Annotated in this window: 17 protein-coding genes; 13 read left to right on the top strand and 4 right to left on the bottom strand. The window is 71.8% G+C overall.

Annotation, left to right across the window (positions count from 1 at the left end; genetic code table 11):
- Positions 1 to 5 precede the first annotated feature (5 nt).
- Together P0L94_06720 and nirD are read right to left on the bottom strand one after the other, a co-directional pair.
- A complete protein-coding gene (locus P0L94_06720; protein ID WES65760.1) occupies positions 6 to 1,457 on the bottom strand; it encodes an MFS transporter in 1,452 nt (483 codons plus the stop codon).
- 73 nt (positions 1,458 to 1,530) lie between these two features.
- Positions 1,531 to 1,914: a nitrite reductase small subunit NirD gene (gene nirD, locus P0L94_06715; protein WES65759.1), complete on the bottom strand. Its 384-nt coding sequence runs from the start codon at positions 1,912 to 1,914 to the stop codon at positions 1,531 to 1,533.
- Positions 1,915 to 2,187: 273 nt separating this feature from the next.
- Between nirD and nirB the strand changes: the two genes are divergently transcribed.
- From nirB to P0L94_06695, 4 genes are all read left to right on the top strand, one after another.
- Complete coding sequence (gene nirB / locus P0L94_06710) at positions 2,188 to 4,782, top strand: nitrite reductase large subunit NirB (GenBank protein WES65758.1); 2,595 nt, start codon at positions 2,188 to 2,190, stop codon at positions 4,780 to 4,782.
- Positions 4,779 to 5,819, top strand: coding sequence for a uroporphyrinogen-III C-methyltransferase (gene cobA / locus P0L94_06705; protein ID WES65757.1), 1,041 nt, complete (start codon positions 4,779 to 4,781; stop codon positions 5,817 to 5,819). Before nirB ends, cobA begins: the two co-directional genes overlap by 4 nt.
- 25 nt (positions 5,820 to 5,844) lie before the next feature.
- Positions 5,845 to 7,005 (top strand): uroporphyrinogen-III synthase, encoded by a 1,161-nt coding sequence (locus tag P0L94_06700; protein ID WES66298.1) that lies wholly within the window; start codon positions 5,845 to 5,847, stop codon positions 7,003 to 7,005.
- Positions 7,006 to 7,100: 95 nt separating this feature from the next.
- Positions 7,101 to 7,598, top strand: coding sequence for a hypothetical protein (locus tag P0L94_06695; protein ID WES65756.1), 498 nt, complete (start codon positions 7,101 to 7,103; stop codon positions 7,596 to 7,598).
- A gap of 18 nt (positions 7,599 to 7,616) precedes the next feature.
- Here P0L94_06695 and P0L94_06690 read toward each other — a convergent pair whose 3' ends face one another.
- Entirely contained in the window at positions 7,617 to 8,912 is a 1,296-nt protein-coding gene (locus P0L94_06690) for an ABC transporter permease (protein WES65755.1), read from the bottom strand.
- Positions 8,909 to 9,604: an ABC transporter ATP-binding protein gene (locus P0L94_06685; protein ID WES65754.1), complete on the bottom strand. Its 696-nt coding sequence runs from the start codon at positions 9,602 to 9,604 to the stop codon at positions 8,909 to 8,911. Before P0L94_06685 ends, P0L94_06690 begins: the two co-directional genes overlap by 4 nt.
- A gap of 148 nt (positions 9,605 to 9,752) precedes the next feature.
- Here P0L94_06685 and P0L94_06680 point away from each other — a divergent pair, with 148 nt between their 5' ends.
- The 9 genes from P0L94_06680 to P0L94_06640 all read left to right on the top strand — a co-directional run bounded on the left by P0L94_06680 (position 9,753) and on the right by P0L94_06640 (position 17,927).
- Positions 9,753 to 9,953 (top strand): hypothetical protein, encoded by a 201-nt coding sequence (locus P0L94_06680; protein WES65753.1) that lies wholly within the window; start codon positions 9,753 to 9,755, stop codon positions 9,951 to 9,953.
- Positions 9,950 to 10,750, top strand: coding sequence for a TlyA family RNA methyltransferase (locus P0L94_06675; GenBank protein WES65752.1), 801 nt, complete (start codon positions 9,950 to 9,952; stop codon positions 10,748 to 10,750). The genes P0L94_06680 and P0L94_06675 overlap by 4 nt, the downstream gene beginning before the upstream one ends.
- A complete protein-coding gene (locus P0L94_06670) occupies positions 10,747 to 11,691 on the top strand; it encodes an NAD kinase (protein ID WES65751.1) in 945 nt (314 codons plus the stop codon). Before P0L94_06675 ends, P0L94_06670 begins: the two co-directional genes overlap by 4 nt.
- Positions 11,688 to 13,373 (top strand): DNA repair protein RecN, encoded by a 1,686-nt coding sequence (gene recN / locus P0L94_06665; GenBank protein WES65750.1) that lies wholly within the window; start codon positions 11,688 to 11,690, stop codon positions 13,371 to 13,373. The genes P0L94_06670 and recN overlap by 4 nt, the downstream gene beginning before the upstream one ends.
- A gap of 86 nt (positions 13,374 to 13,459) precedes the next feature.
- Positions 13,460 to 15,154 carry a CTP synthase gene (locus tag P0L94_06660; protein ID WES65749.1) on the top strand — a complete coding sequence of 565 codons (1,695 nt, stop codon included), beginning with the start codon at positions 13,460 to 13,462 and terminating at the stop codon, positions 15,152 to 15,154.
- Positions 15,147 to 15,737, top strand: a complete 591-nt coding sequence (locus P0L94_06655) for an NUDIX hydrolase (protein WES65748.1) — start codon at positions 15,147 to 15,149, stop codon at positions 15,735 to 15,737. The genes P0L94_06660 and P0L94_06655 overlap by 8 nt, the downstream gene beginning before the upstream one ends.
- Positions 15,738 to 16,688 (top strand): site-specific tyrosine recombinase XerD, encoded by a 951-nt coding sequence (xerD, locus tag P0L94_06650; GenBank protein ID WES65747.1) that lies wholly within the window; start codon positions 15,738 to 15,740, stop codon positions 16,686 to 16,688.
- Between the two features lie 117 nt (positions 16,689 to 16,805).
- Entirely contained in the window at positions 16,806 to 17,300 is a 495-nt protein-coding gene (locus P0L94_06645; protein ID WES65746.1) for a septum formation family protein, read from the top strand.
- Positions 17,301 to 17,315: 15 nt separating this feature from the next.
- Positions 17,316 to 17,927: a vitamin K epoxide reductase family protein gene (locus tag P0L94_06640; GenBank protein ID WES65745.1), complete on the top strand. Its 612-nt coding sequence runs from the start codon at positions 17,316 to 17,318 to the stop codon at positions 17,925 to 17,927.
- Positions 17,928 to 17,945: the final 18 nt, after the last annotated feature.

The raw sequence follows: 17,945 nt of genomic DNA, 5'->3' as shown, positions 1-17,945 counted from the left end.
TCCTGTCAGATGCGGTGGCCCGACTTCTTCGCGAGCGTGAGGTAGACCGCCGCGGTGAGGATCATCATCCCCGCGTAGGCCCACACGAACCAGCCGAGGCCGGTGGTGTACTCGCCGAAGTTGACCTTCGATGCGCCCAGCAGCTGCGGGATGATGAACCCGCCGTACGCGCCGACCGAGGAGATGATGCCGAGCGCCGCCGCGGACTTCCGCAGCGAGCTGATGTCACCGGCCGACTCGTGGGCGTTCTTCGCTCCCGCGCGCAGCGCGAAGATCGTCGGGATCATGCGGTACGTCGACCCGTTGCCGACGCCCGACGCCGTGAAGAGCACCAGGAAGAGCCCGAGGAAGAGCCAGAAGCTTCCGAGCGGAAGCGTCCAGATCACCGCGAGCGCTCCCAGGGCCATGACCGCGAAGGACGCGATGGTGATCTGGGTGCCGCCGAAGCGGTCGGCAAGCCTGCCGCCGTACGGACGGGCGAGCGATCCGACGAGGGCGCCCATGAAGGCCAGCGAGACACTCGCGGAGCCGACCGCGAACGTCGAGAACTCGGGGAACTGGTCGGCGATGAGCTTCGGGAACACGCCCGCGAAGCCGATGAAGGAGCCGAAGGTGCCGATGTAGAGCACCGACATGATCCACAGGTGCGGCTCCTTGAGGGCCGCCAGCGAGGCGGTGATGTCGGCCTTCGCGTTGGACAGGTTGTCCATGCGCAGGTAGGCGCCCGCGATCGCGACGAGGATGAGCGGGATCCAGATCCAGCCGGCCAGCGGCAGGTTCAGGGCGACCCCCGCACCGATGGTGATGACGATCGGAACCGCGAACTGGGCGACCGAGGCGCCCAGGTTGCCGCCGGCGGCGTTCAGGCCCAGCGCCCAGCCCTTCTCGCGCTGCGGGTAGAAGAACGTGATGTTCGCCATGGAGCTGGCGAAGTTGCCGCCGCCGAAGCCCGCGAGGGCGGCGATGGCGAGCATGACGCCGAAGGGCGTGTCGGGGTTCGACACGGCGAAGCCGAGAAGGGTCGCCGGGATCAGCAGCAGGGCCGCCGACGCGATCGTCCAGTTGCGGCCGCCGAAGCGCGGCACCATGAAGGTGTACGGGATGCGCAGCGTCGCGCCGACGAGGGCCGGGATCGAGATCAGCCAGAAGATCTGACCGGTCTCGAACGCGAAGCCGGCCGCCGGCAGCGACACGACGACGATCGACCACAGCTGCCAGACGACGAAGCCGAGGAACTCGGCGAAGATCGACCAGCGGAGGTTCCGGGCCGCGATCGCGCGCCCGGCGCCTTCCCACTGCGTACGGTCCTCGGGGTTCCAGCCGTCGATCCAGCGGCCGGGGCGGAAGGTGAGTCCGTAGCGGCCGTCGGATGCGGGCGGCGCGGAGACGGCGTCATCGGCGACGGGAACGGTCGCCTGGTCGGTCGGGGCGAGGACCCCGGGGGCAGGTGCGTTCATGAGTGTTCTCCTGAGCGGTGTCGGCGCGGTGCGCCGGGGTTGAGGTGGGAGGTGGTGGTGCGGTGGAGCGTGTTCACAGCGGCGGCGCGACGAGGACGACGTCGTCGTCCACGCGGATGCGCCAGATCGGGAGGTCGAGGTCGGCCTTGGTGAGGCAGTGGCCGGTCTCGAGCTCGTAGACGTCCTTCAGCAGCGGTGAGGCGATCGTCGGCCGATCGCCCTTCGAGCCAACGATTCCGCGGGACATCACGGCTGCCCGCGTCGCGGGGTCGATGTTCGACACCGCGAAGAGCCGGTCGTCGGCGAGACGGAACAGAGCGATCTGCTCTGCGCCGACCAGCGCGGCCTCTCCCCACAGCGGCTCGAGATCGCTCACGCGGCACACCGGCGTCCAGCCGGTCGGCTCGGCCTCGGCCGAGCCGGCGGGGCCGGTCACGCGGTCCATGCTCATGGTCATGTCGCTCCTCTCGTCGTGCGGGGCTTGTCGGTCCGATTCGCCGAACGTGAGGACGACGCTACGGACGGGATGTTTCCCCCGTTCGCCCGGCGACGTGACATGACTGTGAAGAACCTCTCACCGCGCCGATCGCGCACTGTGAGGAAGCCGTCACACGCCGTTACGGAGCGGCAACGGCCGGGTGACGGCCCACGCGTAGCTTCTGAGTACGCACCGGGTGGCGCCGCCGCCCGCAGACCGCACCCGAGCACCACGACGAGAGGAATCCCGGCCATGGACACCACCGACCGCCCGGCCCGCCGGGTCGTCGTCGTGGGCGGAGGGCCCGCCGCCCACCGATTCACGGAGTCGCTCGCGTCGCGGCTGGACCCGCACGCTCCGGAGCTCGAGATCGTCGTGCTCGCCGACGAGCCTCACCTTCCCTACGACCGCGTCGCGCTGTCCCAGCGCATCGACGCGCCCGTCGCGCTGACGCTCGGCGACGGATCGCTGTGGAGAGCCGCCGGCGTGACGCTGCGCACCGGAACGCGCGCCGACTCCATCGACCCCGCCGCACGCACGGTCCGCACGTCGGCCGGCGAGCTGATCGCGTACGACGAACTGGTCCTCGCGACCGGGTCGAGCGCGAGCGTCCCGCCGATCGAGAACGCCGACGCCGGGCGCGTCTACCGCACGATCGAGGACGTCGACGGGCTCGTGGCCGAGATCGGCGCGTTCGCCGAGCGTCACAGCCGGCCCGCGAACGTCGTGGTCGTCGGCGGCGGCCTGCTCGGCCTCGAAGCCGCCGGCGGCGCCGTCGCGCTGGGTGCGCGCGCCGCGCTGGTGCACTCGGGCGGCTGGCTGATGTCCAGTCAGCTCGACGAGGGCGCCGGCCAGGCGCTCGGCCGGATCATCTCGGGCAAGGGCACCGAGCTGCACCTCGGCACGCGGCCCTCGGGCATCATCACGGGGCCCAGCGGCCGTGTGACGGGCGTGACCCTGCGCGACGGGTCGTCGATCCACGCCGACATCGTCGTGTTCTCGATCGGCATCACGCCGCGCGACGAGCTCGCGCGGGCCGCCGGCCTCGCACTGGGCGCCCGCGGCGGCGTCCTGGTCGGCACCGCGTGCGAGACGTCAGCGCCGGGTGTGTGGGCCATCGGCGAAGTCGCCGACACGGGCGCGGGGTGCGTGGGCCTCGTGGCGCCCGCGAACGCGATGGCCGAGGTCGCCGCCGACCGCATCTGGGGCGGCGCAGCCGAGTTCCCCGGCATCGACGATGCGACCAAGCTCAAGCTCGCCGGCGTCGACGTCGCGAGCTTCGGCGACGCCAAGGGCGTCTCGGACGGCGCGCTCGAGGTCGTGTTCGCCGACCCGGCCCGCGGCCTCTATCAGAAGATCGTCCTCAGCGACGACGGCAAGACGCTGCTCGGCGGCATCTTCGTCGGCGACGCATCGCCCTACGCCGGCCTGCGCCCGCTCCTCGGCCGCGAGCTGGGCGCCGAGCCGGCCGCCTTCCTCTCGGCGGCCGGTGCCGAAGCGCCGGCGTCCGCCGAGCTTCCCGACGACGCCCAGGTGTGCTCGTGCAACGGCGTCTCCGCCGGATCCATCCGCGGATGGGTGAACGGCCGGCACGGCGATGCCTGCACCGATCTGGCCGAGCTGAAGTCCTGCTCGCGCGCCGGCACCCAATGCGGGTCGTGCGTGCCGCTGGTCAAGAAGATCCTCGAGACCGAGCTGGTCAAGTCCGGTCACGAGGTCTCGCGGGCCCTGTGCGAGCACTTCGCGCTGAGCCGCGCCGAGCTGTTCGAGTCGGTGCGCGTGCTGGGCCTCCACAGCGCCGAGGAGATCATGGCGCGGTTCGGCACGGGCCTCGGCTGCGACGTCTGCAAGCCCGTCATCGCGTCGATCCTGGCGACCCAGACGAATGCGTACATCCTCGACGGCGCCACCGCGCCGATGCAGGACACCAACGACCGCGCTCTGGCGAACATGCAGAAGGACGGCACGTACTCGGTCGTGCCCCGCATCCCCGGCGGAGAGATCACACCCGACAGGCTCGCCGTCATCGCCGATGTCGCCAAGCGCTACGACCTCTACACGAAGATCACCGGGGGTCAGCGCATCGATCTCTTCGGTGCGCGCCTCGAGCAGCTGCCCGACATCTGGCGCGAGCTCGTGGACGCCGGCATGGAGTCCGGCCAGGCCTACGGCAAGTCGGTGCGCACCGTGAAGTCGTGCGTCGGCTCCACGTGGTGCCGCTACGGCGTGCAGGACTCGGTCGGCATGGCGATCTTCCTCGAGGAGCGGTACCGCGGACTGCGCTCGCCGCACAAGCTGAAGTTCGCGGTGTCGGGCTGCGCACGCGAGTGCGCGGAGGCGCGTGGCAAGGACGTCGGCGTCATCGCGACCGAGAACGGCTGGAACCTGTATGTCGGCGGCAACGGCGGCTATCAGCCGGCCCACGCGGTGCTGCTGGCGGGCGACCTCGACGACGAGACCCTCATCCGGTTCATCGACCGCTACGTCATGTACTACATCCGGACCGCCGACCGGCTGCAGCGCACCGCGCGCTGGCAGGAGGAGCTGCCGGGCGGTCTCGACCACGTGCGCGAGGTCGTGTGCGAGGACTCCCTCGGCATCGCGGCAGAACTCGAGCAGGCCGTCGAGCGCCACGTCGGGTCGTATGAGGACGAGTGGGCCGCGACGCTCCGCGATCCCGAGCGACTGCGCCGCTTCCGCTCGTTCGTCAACGCCCCCGATGTCGCCGATCCCTCGTTGGCGCGCGTGCGCGAACGAGACCAGCCCCGCCCGGCGACGCCTGCGGAGCGCGCGGCGGCGACGGTGATCTCAGGCCCCACCATCCCCGTGAGAGGCGGAGAGCGATGAACCTCGACCTCGACCTGACCGATGTGCGCGTGCTCGTCGTCGGCGACATCGACGGTGTGCGCCCCGTGCAGCGGCGGTACGCCGCGGCCGGCGCGCGCACGAGCTTCCGCGACCCCGACGGAGCGCTCTCGCTGCTGGGCTCGCAGCACGCACCGGACGTCGTGGTGTGGGTGGGAGAGCGCGACGCCGCGCACCGTGCTCTGGCCGCCCGGGCGCGCTCGCGCGGCATCCTCGTCGTCGTCGAGCCGCGCCCGCTTCCCGGCGGCCGCGTGACGCTGATCGGCGGCGGCCCGGGACGCGCCGATCTGATCACGGTCGCCGGGCGCGATGCCCTTCGCCAGGCCGACGTCGTGCTCTACGACCGGCTCGGTCCCGGCGACGACCTCGACCTCCTCGCTCCCGGCGCGCAGCTCGTCGACGTCGGAAAGACGCCCGGCCACCACGCCGTGCCGCAGCACGAGATCAACCGGATGCTGGTGACCCACGCCCGCGCCGGCCGCCGCGTCGTGCGGCTCAAGGGCGGCGACCCGTTCGTCTTCGGCCGCGGCGGCGAAGAGGTCATGGCCTGCCGTGACGCGTCCGTGCCGGTCACGGTCGTCCCGGGCATCTCGAGCGCCATCGCCGTGCCCGCCGTCGCCGGCATCCCGGTGACCCATCGCGAGGTCAGCCGCACGTTCACCGTGATCTCGGGGCACGTGCCCTTCGGCGAGGACGAGCTGGCGCACCTGGTCGGCCTCGGCGGCACGATCGTGGTGCTCATGGGCGTTGCGAACCTTCCTGCGATGGCGGCAGGGCTCCTGCGCCACGGCATGTCGCCGGCCATGCCCCTCGGCATCGTCGAGAGCGGGTTCCGCGACGCCCAGCGCACGACGGTCGCCGACCTCGGCGCGGTGACGGAGGTCCTCACGCGGGTGCGCCCGCGGTCGCCTGCCGTGATCGTGATCGGCGAGGTCGTGCGTGCGCTGGGGCCGGAGACGTGGAAGGATGTCGCTTCCAGCTACATGGAAGCAGACTCGGCAGCGTCGCCACGGTCGTGAGACGACGGAGGTGCCTCACGTGACGATGGCTCACCAGGACAGGCCCTTCAACGCCGCGGACGCCATCCCCACCGTCGGCTTCCGCCCCGACCAGCTCGCAGGCTTCCGCATCGGCGTGACGAGCGACCGCCGGTCCGAAGAGCTGATCGCCGCGCTCGAGCGCCGCGGCGCCGAGGTCTTCCACGCGCCGACGATCCGCATGGCCGGCGCGACCGACGATTCCACCGTGGTCGACCAGACGCGGGCGATCATCGACGCCGCACCCGACATCCTGCTCGCGACGACCTCCTACGGCATCCGACGGTGGATCGAGGCGGCGGATGCGGCGGGACTCGGCGACGAGGTGCTGGACGCCATCGGCTCGTCGCGGATCCTCGTGCGCGGCCCGAAGGCCCGCGGCGCCATCCGCACGCTCGGCCTGGAGGACCACGGCATGAGCGAGCGCGAGACGACGCCGTCACTGGTCGACCTCGTTCTGCGCCACGACGTGCGGGGCAAGGTGATCGCGGTGCAGCTGCACGGGTACACCAATCCCTGGCAGCTCGACCGGCTGACCAAGGCGGGCGCGACGGTGCTGACGGTGGCTCCGTACCGCTGGGTTGCGAACGAGGACGAGCCCCGTGTGTCGCGCCTGGTCGATCTGATCGCGACCGAGTCGCTGGACGCGGTCACGTTCACGAGCGCGCCGGCGGTCGAGGCCCTGTTCGACTTCGCCGCCGCGCGGGGGCGGGAGCAGGACGTCCAGGCCGCGTTCCGCGGCAACGTGGTCGCCGCCGCCGTCGGGCCGGTCACGGCCGCCCCGCTGATCGAGGCGGACATCCTGCCGATCTTCCCCGATCGCTTCCGCATGGGCGCCCTCATCCGGCTCGTGTGCGAGCACCTCGAATCGATCGGCATGCGCAGCCTCGACACGGTGGCCGGTCCCGTCGAGCTGCGCGGCAAGATCGTGCGCTCGGGCGACGAGCAGATGGCACTGAGCCCCGTCGCCCTCGCGCTGTTCCGTGCGCTGTTCGCCGCGCAGGGCGCGACGATCTCCCGGATCGCGCTCGCGCAGTCGGTGCCGGACCCGCTCGACGACCACGCCGTCGATGTCGCGATCAGCCGTCTGCGTCAGTCGCTGCCCGACCCGCGCATCGTCCAGACGGTCATCAAGCGGGGATACCGCATCGCCCTCGCCGACGACTGATCGGTCTCGCGGGACGGGGAGGACGAGCGAGAACGTCCTCCATCCGGTTGTCAACCCCCCGCCTCGTCCCAGCGACGGTTCGTACCATTCGCGTCATGGACGATCAGGCATCCGACCAGACCGACCGCACACCCTTCGTGCCCACCACGACCCACGCCGAGTGGGGTGCGGGCAACCCCCGACTGCGCATCAGCGACGGCGATGAACGGGCCACCCATGATCTCGTCGACGACGTCACGCACATCGGCGGCGCCGAAGGCGGCGAGATCGTGCTGGCGGGCATCGCCCCGCTGCACGCGACGATCGAGCACGACGATCGCGACGAGTACGTCCTCACGATGCACGGCGACGGCGAACTCAGCGCGAACCCCGATTCGGAGGCGACGCACGCGGGGGAGCGGACGCTGACGCTCCGCAGCGGTGCGCGGTTCACCGCCGGCCCGTGGACGCTGGTGTACCTGCGCGACGAGTACGCCGACCACGGCCGCCCGTTCGGCGGGCGCCAGGGCGGCGAGGGCGAGCACCAGCGGCGTCAGCCCGATCGCCCCGCGTACGGGGCGTCGGATGCCGCCGCCTCATCGACCCGGGACTGAGGCGTCCGGCACCGCGCCCTACTCGTAGCGGAGGGAGTCCACCGGATCCTGCCGCGCGGCGCGCCAGGCCGGGATCGTCCCGGCGAGGAAGGCGATCGCCATCACCGCCAGGATGATCGACGCGATCGAGGCGAGATCGAACGCGATCAGCTGGAGCCCGGGCAGGTCCGCGAGGAGCGAGTCGCCCAGCGCGCGACTGAGGACGCCTCCCGCGGCCATCGCGAGTCCCGCTCCGATCGCGCTGCCGAGGAACCCGATGAAGGTCGCCTCGAGGCTGAACAGCGCGAAGACGCGACCCGAGCCCATGCCCATCGCCTTCATGAGGCCGATCTCGCGGGTGCGCTCCTGCACGGACATCAGCAGCGTGTTCACGATCCCGAAGCCCGCGGCCACGAGCGCGATGATCGCGAATCCGTTGAGCACCAGCACGATGCCGTCGATGACCGCGGTGAAGGCGCCCAGCTGCTGGGCGATCGTGACGGAGTCGTACCCGGCGTCCGCCAGCCGATCCTGCAGCGCCGCGACCTCGTCCTCGGTGACGCCGGCGTCGAACCGCACGAGGACTCGGGCGTACTCGCCGAGCTGGTCATCGGGGACGCCGACCGACTGCGCGGCGTAGAGGGCCTCGGTCAGCGCGGCGTTCGGAACGACATCCGCCGTGCCGGTCACGCTGAACGTGTCCTCCGACACGCCCACGACCGTCGCCGCGACCGTGCGCTGCTCGCCGTCGCCGTCGGTCACGGCGATGACGACGCTCTCGCCGATCGCGGCATCGGCGCCGCCCAGGCCCAGAACGGACAGGAACTCCGTCGGTATCGCGACCTGCGCCTCCTCCGATTCCGGATCGGGCTGGTCGCCGGCGGCGAGCTGCAGGGTCTGGCCCTCCACGAGCGTGCTCACCCCGACGACGTACTTCGTGCCGTCGCCGTACTGGATGTAGTCGGCCGAGATGGGCAGCACCGGATCCGCCGACGCGACGCCGCGGATGCCCGACAGTGCGTCGAGGTCGTCCTGGGTCATGAGCTCGACCGTCGCGGGCGGGCCGCCGCCGAATGTCGTGACGGTGTCGGGATCGTACTCCCGCGGCCCGTCTCCGAACGCCGCGTCCTCGGCGGGCTTGGTGACGGTCAGGACGTCGCTCGAGCCGAGGCTCGCCACGGTGTCGTCGATGTAGGAGTTGATGCCGGTGCCGAGCCCGTTGGTGAGGGTCAGGGTGAACGCGCCGACGAAGATCGCGAGCACCGTGAGGACGGTCCTCACCTTCGAGCGGAAGGTGTTGGCGACGGCGGACGCGATCAGATCGGAGGTCCTCATGCCGCGCGTCCCTCCGCGGCGACGATGACACCGTCGCGCAGGTGGATGCTGCGATCGCATCGCGCGGCCAGATCCTCGTCGTGGGTCACGACCACGAGCGTGATGCCGTGGTCGCGCTGGAGGCCGAACAGGATGTCCTCCACGATCCGCCCCGTGACGGTGTCGAGGTTGCCCGTGGGCTCGTCGGCCATGATGATGGCCGGCTCGTTGACCAGCGCCCGCGCGATCACGGCGCGCTGCTTCTGTCCGCCCGACAGGTCGACCGCGCGATTGGCGGCCTTGTCGGCCATGTCGAGCCGCTCCAGGGCCTCCATTCCCCGTCGCCGCCGCTCGCGCCTGCCCACGCCGGCGATCTTCAGCGGCAGCACGACGTTCTCGAGCACCGTCTGCCCCGGGATGAGGAAGAACTGCTGGAAGACGAACCCGAACGTCCGGTTGCGCGTCTGATTGAGCGCGCGACCGGTCAGCCGCGCCGTGTTCTGCCCGGACAGGGCGATGGATCCGTCCGTCGGCGCGTCCAGCAGCGCGAGCAGGTGCATGAGCGTGGACTTGCCCGAGCCCGACTTGCCGACGATCGCGATCGCCTCGCCGGGCGCGATGTCGAGGGTGACGCCGCGGAGGGCCTCGAAGCGCGCGGCGCCGCGTCCGTACGTCTTGCGCAGATCGCGTGCGGCGAGGACCGGTTCGGCCATGTGCGTCCTCCTGTTTCGATCCCGTCGCGCGCCCCTGCTCCGGCGATGTCTCCAGCCTGCCCCCTGTCGGCGCGCGTCGGGTCATTGGCCGACGCCGACCTTCCGGCGCGTCGGGAGTCGCGAGGCGACTGCTCGATACGATGGAGCCATGTCCGAGCAGGAGCGAGACGACCAGGCGGATGCCCCGGCAGCGCCGTCGGCCGCCGAGACCGAGCGCGCCGACCTGCTGAGCGACCTCGAGGTCATCGAGTCCCAGCCGCTGGCCCGGCGCGCCGAGGCCTATGAGGCCCTGCACGACTCTCTCGCGCGACGGCTCGAGTCGGGGCCGACGAACGCCGGACGTCCGTGAGTGAGCGCCTCGACGCGGCGATGGCCGGGCGCGGGCTGGCCCGCTCACGCACGAATGCGGCGACGATGATCGCCGCCGGCCGGGTGAGTGTCGACGGGCGCATCGTGGTGAAGCCCGCGACGCGCATCGACCCCGCTGCGGTCATCGACATCGCCGGCGACGACCATTACGTCAGCCGCGCCGCCCACAAGCTGATCGCCGGCCTCGACGCGTTCGGCGTCGACGTGCGCGGTCGCGTCGCCCTGGACATGGGCGCGTCCACGGGCGGCTTCACGCAGGTGCTGCGCGAGCGCGGAGCCCGGACGGTCGTCGCCGCGGACGTCGGGCACGGCCAGCTCGCGCCCGATATCGCGGCCGACCCCGCGGTGATCCCGATCGAGGGCTTCAACGTCCGCTACATGACGCCCGAGTCCCTCGCGGAGCGCAGCGGCGTGACGGAGCGTCCCTCGATCGTGACGGGCGATCTGTCCTTCATCTCGCTGACCCACGTGCTGCCGGCGGCGCGGTCGGTCGCGACGGCCGACGCCGACCTCGTGCTGCTGGTCAAGCCGCAGTTCGAAGTCGGCCGCACCGCCGTGAAGGGCGGACTGGTGACCGACCCCGCGCTGCGCTCGGATGCCGTCATGGGCGTGCTGTGGGCGGCGTGGGACAGCGGGCTGGGAACGTGCGGCGTGGTCTCCTCCCCGCTGGTGGGCACGCACGGCAACGCCGAGTACATCGCGCATCTCGCGCCGGGGCGGGGGAGCAATCCGACAGAATGGTCGGGCACCGTGAACGAACTGACGGGGAGCACATGACCCACGACGAGCGCAGCATCCTCGTCGTCGCCCATGCCGGGCGCGACGAGACCGTGGGCGCGGCGCAGCGCGTGATCTCGCTGCTGCGCGACGCCGGCGCGCGGCCGGTCCTGGCGCCGGACGATCACCGCGAGCTCTCCGCCCACATCCCGGGCGCCGACCGGATCGCGGTGCTGGGCATCCAGGTCGCGGTTGAGGACGTGGAGCTCGCGATCGTCCTGGGCGGCGACGGCACGATCCTGCGCGCCGCCGAACTGGTGCGCGAGGGCACCGCACCGGTGCTCGGCATCAACATGGGCCACGTCGGCTTCCTCGCCGAGATCGAGCGCGACGACATGGACGCCGCGGTGGCGCGCGTCATCGACCGCGACTACGTCGTCGAGGAGCGTCTCGCCCTCAACGTTCGTGTGAAGGACTCCGCGGATGCCGTGGTGTACGAGACGTGGGCGCTCAACGAGGCCGCCGTCGAGAAGGCGAGCCGCGAGCGGATGCTCGAGGTCGTCATCGAGGTGGACGGCAGGCCCCTGTCGTCCTTCGGCTGCGACGGTGTCGTCGTGTCGTCGCCGACGGGATCGACCGCCTACAACTTCTCGGCCGGCGGTCCGGTGATCTGGCCGACGGTCGAGGCCATCTCGGTGGTGCCGATGGCGGCCCACGCGCTGTTCGCGCGGCCGCTGGTGGTCGGTCCCGAGCACGCCGTCGCCATCGAGCTGCTCGACCGCAACCCCGGGTACGGCGTGCTGTGGTGCGACGGGCGTCGCTCGCACGACCTGCCTCCCGGCGCGCGCATGCTCGTGAAGCGGTCGTCCCGTCCGGTGCGGCTCGCGCGCCTGCATCCGTCCGAGTTCACCGACCGCCTGGTGCGCAAGTTCCGCCTTCCCGTCGAGGGGTGGCGCGGACCGAGCTCGGGCAGCGGATCCCGGGACGGGGAGGCGCAGTGATCGAGGAGATGCGCCTGCGCGATCTCGGAGTCATCGCGGAGGCGACGCTGCCGATCGGCCCGGGGTTCACCGCGATCACCGGCGAGACCGGTGCGGGCAAGACCATGGTCGTCACCGGGCTCGGTCTGCTGCTGGGTCAGCGCGCCGACTCGAGCGCGGTCCGCGCGGGGGCGCGGCAGGCCTCGGTCGACGGCGTGTGGAACGTGCCCGAGTCCGGCGTCGTCGCCGAGCGCGTGCGCGATGCCGGGGGCGATGTCGAGAGCCTGGGCGACGGGCGGGCGGAGCTGCTCGTCGGGCGCTCCATCGCACGCGAGGGGCGCGGCCGCGCGTCGGTCGGCGGGCGTCCGGCGCCGGCGGCGGTGCTGGCGGACCTCGCTGACGCGCTCGTCGTCGTCCACGGCCAGTCGGACCAGCTGCGGCTGCGTTCCGGCGCCGCTCAGCGCGACGCCCTCGACCGGTTCGGGGGCGACGCCCTGGCCGCAGACCTGACGGCCTACCGCGACGCCTACGATCGCTTCCGCACCGTCGACCGCGAGTTCGCCGAGCTCACCCGCGACCGTGACGCGCGGGCGGGCGAGGCGGCGGAGCTGCGCGCCCAGATCGCCGAGATCGAAGCCGCCGACCCGCAGCCGGGCGAGGACGCCGACCTCGCGGTGCGCGCCGACAGACTCGCCGATGTCGAGGGTCTGCGCGCGGCGGCGGCCGCCGCCCACGACGCCATCTCGGGCGAGTCCGAGGCCCCGGACGCGGTGTCGCTCATCGCCGACGCGCGGCGCGAACTCGAACGCGCCGGCCACGATCCGGCGCTCGAGGAGTTCGCCGGACAGGCGGCCGACCTCGGCTACCGCGCGATGGACCTGGCCGCGGGGCTCGCGGGCTACCTCGCCGATCTCGACGACGCCGGCCCGCAGGAGCTCGCCGCCGTCGAGGAGCGACGGGCCGTGCTGTCGTCGCTGATCCGCGCACACGGGTCGCTGCAGGCGGCGATCGACGTCCTGGCGTCCGGATCGGCTCGTCTGGTCGAACTCGACGACGACGACGACCGCATCGGGCGCCTCGCCGAGGCGCGCGACGCCGCGGCATCCGACCTCGACGCCGCGGCGGAGCGCCTGAGCGCCGCGCGCCGCGGCGCCGCCGTGGAGCTCGGACGCCTCGTGACCGCCGAGCTCACGCAGCTGGCGATGCCCGACGCCCATCTCGAGGTCGCCGTCACGCCGGGGACGCCGTCGACCTCGGGCCGCGACGATGTCGCGTTCCTCCTCGCGCCACACCCCGGCGCGCAGCCGCGTCCCGTCGCCAAGAGCGCGTCGGGCGGCGAGCTCAGCCGCGTGATGCTGGCGATCGAGGTGGTCATCGCCGGGGTCGACCCGGTTCCCACGTTCGTGTTCGACGAGGTGGACGCCGGCATCGGCGGTGCCGTGGCGATCGAGGTGGGCCGGCGCCTGGCGCGGCTGGCCGAGTCCTCGCAGGTGATCGCGGTCACCCACCTCGCGCAGGTGGCGGCGTTCGCGGGCAACCACCTGACGGTCGTGAAGGCCAGCGACGGATCCGTCACGGCGTCGGACGTCCGGCGCCTGGACGGCTCGGAGCGCGAGGCCGAGATGGCGCGGCTGCTCTCGGGGATGCCCGACTCCGACGTCGCGATCAGCCATGCGCGAGAACTGCTGGCCCTCGCGAAGTGATCGCGCGGGGCGGCATGATGTCAGCAACACGCGCACATCAGCTCCCCAGCTTGGGGTCCGCCCGACTGATAGGATAAAAGCCCGTGATGCAGACTTCTCGAACTGACGCGGGACCTTCGAACGACACCACCAGACACATCTTCGTGACGGGCGGTGTCGTTTCCTCGTTGGGCAAGGGTCTGACCGCCGCGAGCCTGGGGAATCTGCTCACCGCACGCGGTCTGCGCGTGGTCATGCAGAAGCTCGATCCGTACCTCAACGTCGATCCGGGCACCATGAACCCGTTCCAGCACGGCGAGGTGTTCGTCACCGACGACGGCGCCGAGACCGACCTCGACATCGGCCACTACGAGCGCTTCCTCGACATCGAGCTGAGCCAGGCCGCGAACGTCACCACCGGCCAGATCTACTCGCAGGTGATCGCCAAGGAGCGTCGCGGCGAGTACCTCGGCGACACCGTGCAGGTCATCCCGCACATCACCGACGAGATCAAGCGCCGCATGCGCCTGCAGGCCGACGAGACGCCGAAGCCGGATGTCATCATCACGGAGATCGGCGGCACGGTCGGCGACATCGAGTCGCAGCCGTTCATCGAGTCGGCCCGCCAGATCCGCCACGAACTCGGTCGCGGGAACGTGTTCTTCGTCCACGTCTCGCTCGTGCCGTTCATGGGCGCGTCCGGAGAGCAGAAGACCAAGCCCACGCAGCACTCCGTCGCGGCGCTGCGCTCGATCGGCATCCAGCCCGACGCTCTGGTGCTGCGCAGCGACCGGCCGGTGACCGACGCCAACAAGCGCAAGATCGCGCTGATGTGCGACGTCGACGAGGATGCGGTCGTCAACGCGGTGGACGTGCCCAGCATCTACGACATCCCGACGATGATCCACGACCAGGGCCTGGACTCCTACATCGTGCGGGCGCTGGGACTGACCCAGGCGGCCGACGTCGACTGGACGCGCTGGCAGAAGGTGCTCGGGGCCGTCCACAACCCCAAGCACGACGTCACCATCGGCCTGGTCGGCAAGTACATCGACCTGCCCGACGCGTACCTGTCGGTGACCGAGGCGGTCAAGGCCGGCGGCTTCGCACACGAGACGCACGTCAGCATCCGGTGGATCCCCTCCGACGAGTGCGAGACGCCCGAGGGTGCGGCGAAGGCGCTGTCGGACCTCGACGGCATCGTCGTGCCCGGCGGCTTCGGCATCCGCGGCATCGAGGGCAAGCTCGGTGCGCTGCGGTTCGCGCGCGAGCAGGGCATCCCGACGCTGGGCCTGTGCCTCGGGCTCCAGTGCATGGTGATCGAGTTCGCCCGCGCCGAGGCCGGGCTCGAAGGCGCGTCCTCTAGCGAGTTCGATCCCGACACCGAGTTCCCGGTGATCGCGACCATGGCCGAGCAGGTCGACATCCTCGACCACGGCGACCTCGGCGGCACGATGCGGCTCGGAATGTACCCGGCGAAGCTCGCCGAGGGCTCGCTCGCCGCCGAGGCGTACGGCGCGACGATGATCCAGGAGCGGCACCGCCACCGCTACGAGGTGAACAACCGCTACCGCGCGCAGATCGCCGACGCCGGCCTGGTGTTCTCGGGCCTGAACCCCGAGCTCGACCTCGTGGAGTTCGTCGAGCTGCCCCACGACGTGCACCCGTACTACATCGCCACGCAGGCGCACCCCGAACTGCGTTCGCGTCCGACCGAGCCCCACCCGCTGTTCCGCGGCCTCGTGGGCGCGGCCCTCGAGCGCCACCGCGCCAGCGAGCTGTTCGACGTCGAGAATGGCTGAGCCGCGCGTGCTGAGAGACGAGCAGGTCGACGCCGAGGTCCTCGACAGCGAGGTGGTGTACACCGGCCGCGTGTGGGACGTCCGCAGCGACACCGTGCGCTACGGCCAGGGCGAGATCGTGCGCCAGTACGTCGATCACCCGGGCGCCGCTGCCGTCGTCGCGATCGACGAGGACGACCGTGTGCTGCTCATCCAGCAGTACCGGCATCCGATCCGTCATCGCGACTGGGAGATCCCAGCGGGTCTCCTCGACGTCGACGGCGAGGCGCCGAGAGAGACGGCGATCCGCGAGCTCGCGGAAGAGGCCGACCTCGTCGCACAGACGTGCGAGCCGCTCCTGAGCATCTTCACGACACCCGGCGGCAACGACGAGGTCGTGCACATCTTCCTGGCGCGCGGGCTCGCCGCGACCGGGCGCGTGCACGATCGCGAGGACGAAGAGGCCGACATCCGCATCGAGTGGGTGCCGCTGGCCGACGCCGTGGACGGCGTGCTGTCGGGACGCCTGCGCAACGGCATCCTCGCCGCCGGTGTGCTCGCCGCCTCCGAGCGGCTGCGGCGCGCCCCGTCGGCGGGGGAGTGAATGCGGCTCGATCGGGCGCTGGACCGCTACCTGCGGCACGTCTCGGTCGAGCGGGGGCTGTCCGAGCACACCGTCGCGGCCTACCGCCGCGACCTCTCGGGCTACGTCGAGTGGCTGGGGGAGCGCGGCGTCGTGGAGTCGGGGGAGGTCACCGCGGCGCTCGTCGAGGGCTTCATCGCCGAGCGGGCGGGGGCCGAGCCGGCGCCGGCGGCCTCCAGCCTCGCCCGGCTGCAGTCGTCGGTGCGCGGCTGGCATCGCTTCCTCGTCCGGGAGGGCATCGACGACGCCGACCCGGCGGGCCGACTGCGGCCGCCGAAGCAGCCGCGGCGGCTGCCGAAGGCCCTCACGGTCGATCAGGTCGAGCAGCTGCTCGACGCGGCCGGGCCCGCACCGGCCGTCGGCGATGACGCCGCCGCGGCGGCCGCCGCGGGGGAGGAGGGCCTCGTCCCGCTGCGCGATCGCGCCCTGCTCGAGCTGCTGTACGCGACGGGAGCGCGGGTGTCGGAGGCCGTGTCCCTCAACGTCGACGACGTCTCCCGCGGCGACCTGGTCCGCGTGCGGGGCAAGGGCGGCAAGGAGCGCATCGTGCCGGTCGGATCGTACGCGCGGGCGGCGCTCGAGGCATACCTCACGCGGTCGCGGCCCGAGCTGTCGCGACGGGGGAGGTCGACTCCCCGGCTGTTCCTCGGCGCGCGCGGCGCCCCGCTGTCGCGGCAGAGCGCCTGGACGGTGATCCAGCACGCGGCCGACCGCGCGAAGCTGACCGCGCACGTGTCCCCGCACACGCTGCGCCACTCGTTCGCGACGCATCTGCTGCAGGGCGGCGCCGACGTGCGCGTGGTGCAGGAGCTGCTCGGGCACGCGTCGGTGGCCACGACGCAGATCTACACGCACGTGAGCGTCGACGCCCTCCGGGACGTGTACGCCACGTCGCATCCGCGCGCCCGCTGATGCCGGGAGCTGCCGACTGGACACCCCGGGCGGCCGGCGGCATACTGACTCCGCCGACGTCGGCATCGCCGTCGAGGCGCCCGATCCGAGGCACCCGACTCCACTCGAGGGGAACGCATGAACCCGAGCGCACGCCGCGCCGCCGCCCTGCTGGCCGTCGCGGGAACGCTGTCGCTGGCCGGGTGCTCGTTCGCCGTCGGCACCGACCCGGTCCGCGACGGAGAGACCGGCGAGATCGTCGAGACCAACGCGGCGGCCGACGTCTTCTCGCTCCAGGTCGGCGACTGCCTGGCGTTCATGGAGTCCGACGGCGAGCTCAGCTCGGTTCCCGTCGTGCCCTGCAGCGACCCGCACGCCGATGAGGTCTACTACGCCCACGACTTCGCGGACGGTGAGTACCCCGGCGACGACGCCGTCTTCGAGGAGGCGGCCGGTGTGTGCGTCGACGAGTTCGAGGCGTTCGTCGGCGTCGCCTACGACGACTCGGCGCTGGACGTCTACCCGATCTACCCCACGGCGGACTCGTGGGCGCAGGGCGACCGCGAGGCGCTGTGCCTGGTCTACGACCCCGCCGGCGATGTCACAGGGACCCTCGCGGGCGCCGCCCGATAGAGTAGCCTGTGTGGTATGACCACAGTTGAGCGCTCCGTGACGAGCACGCTCCGGCCCCCGGCCGCCCTCGCCATCTTCTGGATCGTGGGCGCCGCCGTCGCGTGGGTCGTCTCGTTCCTGCTGTACATCGAGTACATCGGACAGCTGACGGACCAGGAGCCGCTGATCACGTGCGCCTTCAGCGTCGTGGTCACGTGCGGGCCCAACCTGCTCTCGCCCGCGGGGAACCTGCTGGGCTTCACCAACGCCATCATCGGACTCACGCTCTTCCTCGGGCCGGTGTTCGCGGGGGTCAGCGCGCTGGCGGCGCCCGGCGGCCTGCGGCGCTGGTACTGGCGGGTGTTCGGACTGTTCCTGCTCGGCGGCTTCCTGCTGGTGCACGTGTTCGCGTGGCGGAGCGTGTTCGAGTTCGGCTCGCTGTGCCCGTGGTGCATGGTCGTGTGGCTCATGACCATCCCGCTGTTCTGGTTCACGGCCGGCTGGATGCTCCGCGACGGCGTATGGGGGCCGCCCTCGAAGCTCGGCGCGGTGGTCCTGTCGTGGGCGCCGCTGATCACCGTCGTGGACTACGCGATCATCGCGATCGCCGCTCAGGTGCGGCTGGACGTGCTCGGCACGCTGTTCTGACCCGCGCGCGGGTGTGCG

Source organism: Microbacter sp. GSS18 (genome assembly GCA_029319145.1).
Taxonomy (GTDB): domain Bacteria; phylum Actinomycetota; class Actinomycetes; order Actinomycetales; family Microbacteriaceae; genus Microbacterium.
This window is presented reverse-complemented; position numbering and strand designations above follow the sequence as displayed.